6 protein-coding genes and 1 pseudogene are annotated in these 8,115 nt (G+C 72.7%); 6 read left to right on the forward strand and 1 reads right to left on the reverse strand.

The annotated features are described in order from the left end of the window. The 3 genes and pseudogenes from V7E45_RS36300 to V7E45_RS36310 all read left to right on the forward strand — a co-directional run. Nucleotides 1-444 (forward strand): annotated as a pseudogene (locus tag V7E45_RS36300) (phytoene desaturase); the annotation flags it as partial. Continuing rightward, on the forward strand, nt 441-1,457 hold the full coding sequence (locus V7E45_RS36305) for a phytoene/squalene synthase family protein (RefSeq protein ID WP_333778539.1): 1,017 nt from the start codon (nt 441-443) through the stop codon (nt 1,455-1,457). The pseudogene V7E45_RS36300 and the gene V7E45_RS36305, both read left to right, overlap by 4 nt. Further along, nucleotides 1,454-2,473 (forward strand): DUF5914 domain-containing protein, encoded by a 1,020-nt coding sequence (locus V7E45_RS36310; protein ID WP_333778540.1) that lies wholly within the window; start codon nt 1,454-1,456, stop codon nt 2,471-2,473. The genes V7E45_RS36305 and V7E45_RS36310 overlap by 4 nt, the downstream gene beginning before the upstream one ends. Nucleotides 2,474-2,480: 7 nt before the next feature. Here V7E45_RS36310 and V7E45_RS36315 read toward each other — a convergent pair whose 3' ends face one another. Further along, nucleotides 2,481-3,917, reverse strand: a complete 1,437-nt coding sequence (locus tag V7E45_RS36315) for a GntT/GntP/DsdX family permease (RefSeq protein WP_333778541.1) — start codon at nt 3,915-3,917, stop codon at nt 2,481-2,483. Between the two features lie 324 nt (nt 3,918-4,241). Between V7E45_RS36315 and V7E45_RS36320 the strand changes: the two genes are divergently transcribed. The 3 genes from V7E45_RS36320 to V7E45_RS36330 all read left to right on the forward strand — a co-directional run bounded on the left by V7E45_RS36320 (nt 4,242) and on the right by V7E45_RS36330 (nt 8,021). After that, nucleotides 4,242-5,375, forward strand: a complete 1,134-nt coding sequence (locus V7E45_RS36320; RefSeq protein ID WP_333778542.1) for a PP2C family protein-serine/threonine phosphatase — start codon at nt 4,242-4,244, stop codon at nt 5,373-5,375. A gap of 124 nt (nt 5,376-5,499) precedes the next feature. After that, a complete protein-coding gene (locus tag V7E45_RS36325) occupies nt 5,500-7,077 on the forward strand; it encodes a phenylalanine aminomutase (D-beta-phenylalanine forming) (RefSeq protein WP_333778543.1) in 1,578 nt (525 codons plus the stop codon). Further along, on the forward strand, nt 7,074-8,021 hold the full coding sequence (locus tag V7E45_RS36330; RefSeq protein ID WP_333778544.1) for an ACP S-malonyltransferase: 948 nt from the start codon (nt 7,074-7,076) through the stop codon (nt 8,019-8,021). Before V7E45_RS36325 ends, V7E45_RS36330 begins: the two co-directional genes overlap by 4 nt. Nucleotides 8,022-8,115: the final 94 nt, after the last annotated feature.

The raw sequence follows: 8,115 nt of genomic DNA on the forward strand, positions 1-8,115 counted from the left end.
CCACCCGGCCGCCACCTGCACTACGTCCTCGCCCCCTGCCCCAACACCGACATCGGCCCGGGCGCCGTCGACTGGCCCGACCTCGCCCCCCGCTACCGCGACAGCCTGCTGCGCGAACTGGACCGCAGGGGCCTGACCGGCATCGCCTCGGCCATCGACACCGAATGCCTGGTCACCCCCGCCGACTGGACCGGGCTCGGACACGCCGCGGGAACCCCGTTCTCCGCCGCGCACACGTTCGGCCAGACCGGCCCGTTCCGCCCCCGCAACCTGGTGCGCGGCTCCGCCAACGCCGTCCTCGCCGGGTGCGGCACCACCCCCGGCGTCGGCGTGCCGCCCGTCCTGCTCTCGGGAAAGCTCGCGGCCGCCCGCATCACCGGGCCGCGTCCACGCGCCGCCACCACCGGCCGGCCCGCTCCGACGACGCGAGGAGCCCGACGATGACAGCCCGCGAACTGGACGCCGCCGGCATCACGGAGCCGCGGCTGCGTGACGCCTACACCCACTGCCGCCGGCTCAACGCACGCCACGGCCGCACCTACTTCCTCGCCACCCGGCTGCTCCCGCCCGGCCGGCGCCCCGCCGTGCACGCCCTGTACGGCTTCGCCCGCCACGCGGACGACATCGTCGACGTCTGCGACGGTGACCTGCGCCGCCTCGCCGACGACGGGACACGAGAGCGGGCCGCCGCGCTCGACCGGCTGGGCGACGACCTCGCCCACGGACTCGCCGGCGGCGCGGGCGCAGCGCCGGTGACCGTCGCCCTCGCCGACACCAGCCGCCGCTACGGCATCGAGCACCGCCACTTCACCGACTTCCTCGGCTCCATGCGCAGCGACCTGACCGTCACCGAGTACGCCGACCACGACGCCCTGCGCGCCTACATGCACGGCTCGGCGGCCGTGATCGGCCTGCAGATGGTCCCCGTCCTCGGCACCGTCGTCCCCCGGGAGGAGGCCGCACCTTACGCGGCCGAACTCGGAGTCGCCTTCCAGCTGACCAACTTCCTGCGGGACGTCGGCGAGGACCTCGACCGCGGCCGGATCTACGTCCCCCAGGACCTGCTCGCCGCGCACGGCGTCGACCGCGACCTGCTCCGCCACTGCCGGGACACCGGCCGCACCGACAAGCGCGTCGTCTCCGCGCTCCGCGCGTTCGAGGCCCTCACCCGCGCCGCCTACCGCCGCGCGGCGCCCGGCGTGCCCATGCTCGACCCCGTCACCCGGCCCTGCATCCGCACGGCGTTCGTCCTCTACCGCGGCATCCTGGACGCCGTCGCCGCCGACGGCTGGGCGGTGCTGCACCGCCGCGCGGTCGTGCCCCGTCGCCGCCGCGCCCTCACCGCCGCCGACGGCCTGCTCGGGGTCACCGCGGCCCGCCTCGCCACCCGCCGAAGGCCGCCGGACACCCCCGGCACCACCGCACCGTCGACCACCCGCACCAAGGAGGCCACGTGACACCCGCCGGTCCCCCCAGGCGCGGCCGCCTGCCCCTGCGCCTGCGCCGCGCCCCCGTGGCCTGGGAACGCCAGCGCCCGACCTGGCGCGAGGCACGGCCCGCACTGATCGCCGACGCCCTCAAGCGTGCACAGGCCCGGCCGAGCGGCAACTGGTACGTCGTCGGCGCCTCCCGCGACCTGCGCGCCGACCGCCCCGTGGCCCGTACCGTCGAAGGACACGAGGTGGTCCTCTGGCGCGACCCGCGAGGCGACCTGGTCGCCGGACCCGGAGTCTGCCCCCACCTGGGCGCGCCGCTGCGGGACAGCCCGGTGCGCTGCGGCACCCTGGTGTGCCACTGGCACGGTCTCGCCCTGGACGGCGCCCCGTTCGCCGGCTGGGAGCCCTGGCCCGCGCACGACGACGGAGTGCTGCTCTGGGTACGCCTGGACGACGTGGGCGGGGAGGAACCCACCACCCTGCCACCGGTGCCGGCCCGCCCCGAACCCGGCCGCGCGCTGGTCGCCGTCTACACGGGGACCGGGCGATGCGAGCCGGAGGACGTGGTGGCCAACCGCCTCGACCCCTGGCACGGCGCCTGGTTCCACCCGTACTCCTTCGTCGACCTCGCCGTCGTCGACACCCCGCGCCCGCCGGACGGCCGCGACGTGCCGGACGCCTTCACGGTCGACGTCTCCTTCAAGGTCGCCGGACGGCTCGTCGTGCCCGTACGCGCGGAGTTCACCGCACCCGGACCGCGCACCGTCGTCATGCGCATCACCGACGGCGAGGGCGAGGGCTCCGTCGTGGAGACCCACGCGACACCCCTCGGACACGACGCGACGGGCACTCCGCGCACCGCCGTGGTGGAAGCCGTCGTGGCCGCCTCCGGACGCCCGGGATTCGCCCTGGCCCGCCGCGCCGGCCCGCTGCTCGCTCCGCTGGTCCGGCAGGCCGCTGGGCGCCTCTGGCACGACGACCTGGCCTACGCCGAGCGCCGCTGGTCCCTGCGGTCCACCGGACGCTTCCCGGGCTGAGCCGGCGTCACACCACGGTGCTGAGCAGCAGCAGACAACCCAACGACGTGAGGGAGAGGAGGGTGTGGGACACCGTCCAGGTGCGGAGCGTGCCACCGATCGACGTGCCGAAGTACTCCTTGGCCATCCAGAAGGCCGCGTCGTTGACGTGCCCCGCGAAGGCGGCGCCCGAGCCCAGGGCCAGCGCGAGCAGGGACGCCTCGGCGGGCGCCAGCCCGTGCGAGAGCGGGCCGACGATGCCCGCCGCGGTGATGGTGGCGATGGTGCCGGAACCCACGATGGTCCGCATCAGGGCCGCGATCAGCCAGGCGAGCAGCAGCAACGGGATGTGCAGGTGGCCCGCCGCCAGGGTGACGGCCCGGTCGACACCGGTGTCCTGCAGGGCCTGGGAGTAGCCCCCACCGGCACCGACGATCACGATGACACCCGCGACGGGCGCGAAGCTCCTGGCCAGGGACGCCTGGACGTGACGGCGGCTGGAGCCGAGCGAGTACCCGAAGGTGAACAGCGAGACGAACACGGTGACCAGCAGGGCGATCATCGGCGTGCCGAGGAACTCGACGACGGTGTACAGCCTGCCGTGGGACTTCGGCATGCTGTCGTAGACGGCCTTGAGGGTCATCAGGACGATGGGCAGCAGGATGGTGCCGATGGTGACCGAGAGGCTCGGCAGCCTGCGCGGACGCCCGGCGTCCTCCGTGGCGGAGCCGGTGCCTGCCGCGCCGTCGTGGTGCGGTCCGGTGGTGAAGGCGGCGGTGGCGGCGGCGGGCACGTGCGCCGGCACCCGGGGCCAGATGTAGGCGGTGAACAGGGGCCCGGCGACGATGGCGGACGGCACGGCCACGAGCAGGCCGTAGAGCATGGTGAGCCCGACCGGCGCGTGCACCGCCTGGATGGCGATGAGCGGCCCCGGATGCGGGGGGACCAGCGCGTGCACCGTGGCCAGACCCGCCACCACCGGCATGCCCGCCCGCAGCACCGGATAGTTCGTCTGCTCGGCCAGTTGCAGCACCAGGGGCATCAGCATCACGAAGCCGACCTCGAAGAACATCGGCAGACCGATGAGCGCCGCGACCAGCGTGAGCGCCCACGGCAGCCGCTCCGGCCGGACCGCGCGGGTCAACGTGCCGACGACCTGCTCGATACCACCGGAGTCGGCCAGCATGCGGCCGAGGACGGCGCCCAGGATGATCAGCACGCCCACCGAACCGGTGATGCGGCCCAGGCCGGTCGTGAAGGACACGACGGCCTTCTGGGCGGACTCCCCGGCCAGCAGCGAGACGGTCAGCGCGCTCACCGTCAGGGCGAGGAAGGGGTGAATCCTCAGCCAGCTGATGAGCAGGACGACGACGGCGATGGACACGCCGACGACCATCAGGAGCCACGTGTCCTCGGCGGTCCAGGTCTGACCCGCCGACGACAGCACGGCCGCTGAACACACCATCCACTGGTCTCCGTTTCCGTTCCCCGCCTTGTCCGTCGCACGGGCACCGGGGCGGGCCGGCAGACTGCCCGGGCGCGGATGGACGAGCGGAAGAACGACACCACACGCAGCGGTACGCCGAGCCGACGCAACGAGGATTCACGGACGTGATCACCGGAACGGGCCTGCGGGCCCGTCCACGCCGGCGCCAGGTTCCGGCGTTCCACCGGACTCACGAATCGGACTTTCCACCGGCGCGTCAGCCACCTGGTGGATGCCCGGCACAGGTACACGCGGACGACTCTGGAACACCCCGGCTTGGGGCCGCAGTGACAGGAGAGACCCGTGGCCGAAGTACGGCGCATACGCACACCCCGCCTTCGCGGCCGGTTCGAGCAGGCGCTGCGCGGCACCCCCCTGCCGCTCCTCGCCCTGACCGCCGCGGCCGTGCTGGACGCCTGGGCGCCGTTCCGCACCCGCTTCGGCCCCGTGCTCTCGGCCGTACCCGCGCTGGCCGCCGCCACCTGCACCCTGACCGGCATCGTCTGCACGGGTCTGCTCACCGGTCTCGTCGCCACGCTGATCGCCTGGTGCAACGGCTGGCTGGTCGACTCCCCGTTCCGCGTGACGATCCTCTGCGTGGTCGCCGTGTCCGTCGCGGCCCTGGAGGCGGGAGCCGTGCGAATGCGCCGCGAACGGGAACTGGTCAACGTCCGGCTGATCGCCGAGACGGCGCAGCGCGTGGTGCTGCGCCCCGTGCCCGAGCGCCTCGGGCCGGTACGCCTGAACGGTGTCTACCTCGCCGCACACCATCAGGCCCGCATCGGGGGAGACGCCTACGAGTGCCTGGACACGGCCCACGGGGTGCGGGTGCTCGTCGCCGACATCCGCGGCAAGGGCCTGCCCGCCGTCGAGGCCGCGGCCGCGCTGCTGACCTGCTTCCGGGAGGCCGCGCACACCGAGAGGTCGCTGAACCACCTGGCCCAACGCCTGGAGGCCGGCGCGCAACGCCATGCGCGCGCGACGAACACCTTCTCCGAGTGCTTCGCCACCGCCGTCGTGGTGGAGATCCCCGACGAGGAAGTGGTGCGCGTCGTCCGCTTCGGCCACCCCCGGCCGCTGCTGCTGCGCGGCTCGGGCCGCACGGTCCCGCTCACGCCGCCGACGAGCGGCCTTCCCCTCGGCCTCGGCGACCTCGCGGAGAGGGGACATCAGGTGCTGACCGCCCGCTTCCGGCCCGGCGACCGGATACTGCTGTACACCGACGGCGTCACCGAGTGCCGTGCGGGTGACGGCACGTTCTACCCCTTGGCGCAGCGGCTGCGGCACTGGACCGGTCTGACCGGCCCCGCCATGCTCGACACGCTGCGCGCGGACCTCGTCCGCCACGGGGGCGGCCGGCAGCAGGACGACGCGGCCCTCGTCCTGATCGAGCGCGTGGGCGACGACCGCCGAAACGGTAGCGGAGGGCACGGTTAGGGGGATCCGGGGCGCGCATAGGGGGCGATGGCGGTGCACCGCGTCAGCGTGGCTGGTTTGACTGGGGCTCGCCTGCCCTGTCATCGCGGGGACGTGATCACCAGACCCCAGGAGAGCCTCTCTCATGACACTCACCATCAAGGCCAACCAGTCGATCACCCTGGCCCGACTGGACGCCGCGGCGGCCGGGAACGACCCGGTCGAGCTCGACGCCGAGGTGTGGCAGCGCGTGCGCACCTCGCGCGAGACCCTCGAGAAGTTCGTCGAGAACGACCGGGTCATCTACGGCGTGAACACCAGCATGGGTGGCTTCGTCGACTGGCTGGTGCCCGTGTCGATGGCCCGGGAACTCCAGGAGAACCTGATCAACGCGGTGGCCACGAACGTCGGACAGCACCTCGACGACCGCACGGTCCGCGCCATCATGCTCTCCCGGATCGTCTCGCTGTCCCGGGGCAACTCGGCGATCTCCCCGGCCAACCTGGAGAAGCTGATCCAGGTCTACAACTCGGGCATCGTCCCCTGTGTGCCGGAGAAGGGCTCGCTGGGCACCAGTGGTGACCTCGGCCCGCTCGCCGCCATCGCCCTGGTGGGGGTCGGGCAGTGGAGGGCCCGGCTGGACGGGGAGGTCCTGCCGGGGGCCGACGCCCTGGCCAAGGCCGGCATCGAGCCGATGACCCTCAGCTTCAAGGAGGGCCTGGCGCTGATCAACGGCACGTCGGGCATGGTCGGCCTCGGCAGCCTCGTCTTCTCCCGGGCCCGCAGGCTGCTCGACACCTACCTGACGGTGTCGGCGCTGTCCGTGGAGGGCCTGCGGGGCATGACCAAGCCGTTCGACCCCCGGGTGCACGAACTCAAGCCGCACCTCGGCCAGCGGGAGATCGCCAAACGGCTCTGGGACCTCCTCAAGGACTCGTCGATGGCGGTCAACGAACTCGACACCGAGACCGTGCTCGCCGGTGAGATGGAGGAGGACGCGGCCAAGCACGCCTCGCAGCCCATCGAGGACGCCTACTCGATCCGCTGCACCCCGCAGATCCTCGGCCCGGTCCTGGACAGCATGAAGCAGGTCGGCGCCACCCTGGAGGGCGAGCTGAACTCCTCCAACGACAACCCGCTGGTGGTGCCGGAGGAGAACGATGTCTTCCACAACGGCCACTTCCACGGCCAGTACGTCTCCATGGCCATGGACCACCTGGTCATCTCGCTGGCCACCCTGACCAACCTGGCCAACCGCCGGATCGACCGATTCCTCGACAAGAGCAACAGCAACGGCCTGCCGGCCTTCCTGTGCCGGGAGAACCCGGGCCTGCGACTGGGGCTCATGGGCGGCCAGTTCATGACGGCGTCGCTCACCGCCGAGACCAGGGCCATGGCGATGCCCATGTCCATACAGTCGCTGACCAGCACGGGCGACTTCCAGGACATCGTCTCCTTCGGCTTCGTGGCGGCCCGCAAGGCCCGCGAGGCACTGGACAACGCCACGTACGTCGTCGCGTTCGAGCTGCTGTGCGCGTGCCAGGCGGTCGACATCCGGGGCGGCGCGGACGCGCTGTCCAGCGGGACCCGCCGGCTGTACGAGCGGACCAGGGAGCTGGTGCCGTACCTCGACCACGACGTCACCATCACCGACTACGTCGAGGCCATCGCCCGCGAGATCCTGAGCGAGCGGCCCGCCGCCGAAGCATCGGCGCTGCGGTGAGCGCCGGCGACCCGGCGACCGCGATCGCCTTTCCCGGCATACGGCAGAGCCCGTTCGCCGACCTCGGCAAGTTCCTGCTGATCAACCCGGTCGCCCGGCGGCTCACCGACATCGCCGACGACACCCTCGGCTACTCGACCCTCGACCGCTACCGCCAGGCGGACCGCGCGTACTCCGCCGGTGAACGGGTGTCCTTCCTCGTCACCTGCCTGGCCCTTGCGCACTGGGCCGAGGACACGCTGGACCTCCGGCCCGCCCTCTGCGTCGGCGCGAGCTTCGGCGACACCGCCGCGGCCGTGTACGCCGGAGCCCTCGACTTCGCCGAGGCGGTCTGGCTGACCGCCCGGTGGAACGACTGCGTCGAGGAGTACTTCGCCGAGAACCACGGTGACGTGGTGACCCAGTCGTTCGCGCGTACCCCCGAACCCCGGTTCGCCGAGATCCTGCGGGAGCTGGACGAAGCGGGGGAGTGGTACGAGATCGCCTGCCACGTCGACGACGACTTCTGGATGCTGTCGGTGCGCGAACACCGTCTCGACTGGCTGCACACCGCCGTGCGCGCCCGGGGCGGCCTGCCGATGTACACGATGCGGCCGCCGATGCACGCCTCGGTGTTCGCCCCGCTGCGCGACACCATCGAGCGGGAACTGGTCAGCCGGCTCGCCCTGCGCGACCCGCGCCTGCCGATCGTCGGCGACCACGACGGAACCGTCGTGGAGACGGCGTCGGGCGTACGCGGGCTGCTGCTGGACGGTGTCGTGCGCACCGTGCGGTGGCCGGCTGCCATGGCCACCCTCGCCGGTCACGGCGTCGAACGCCTGGTGGTGTCCGGGCCGGACGGACTGTGGGGCCGGGTCGACTGCGCCCGCAGCCGGTTCGACGTGGTGCCCCTGACGCCCGCCGTCGCGCTGCGTCCGCGGCCCCGCCGGGCTGCGGTGGCATAGCAACGGGGGTGATGGTGACGGTCCGGGGACCCCGGACCCTCACCAAAAACCCCCCCGGGGTTTAACCAAGCCCTCTCAAATCCGTCGGTCGGCA

The sequence above is a fragment of the Streptomyces sp. IBSBF 3136 genome (genome assembly GCF_036815105.1).
In the GTDB taxonomy this organism is placed as follows: domain Bacteria; phylum Actinomycetota; class Actinomycetes; order Streptomycetales; family Streptomycetaceae; genus Streptomyces.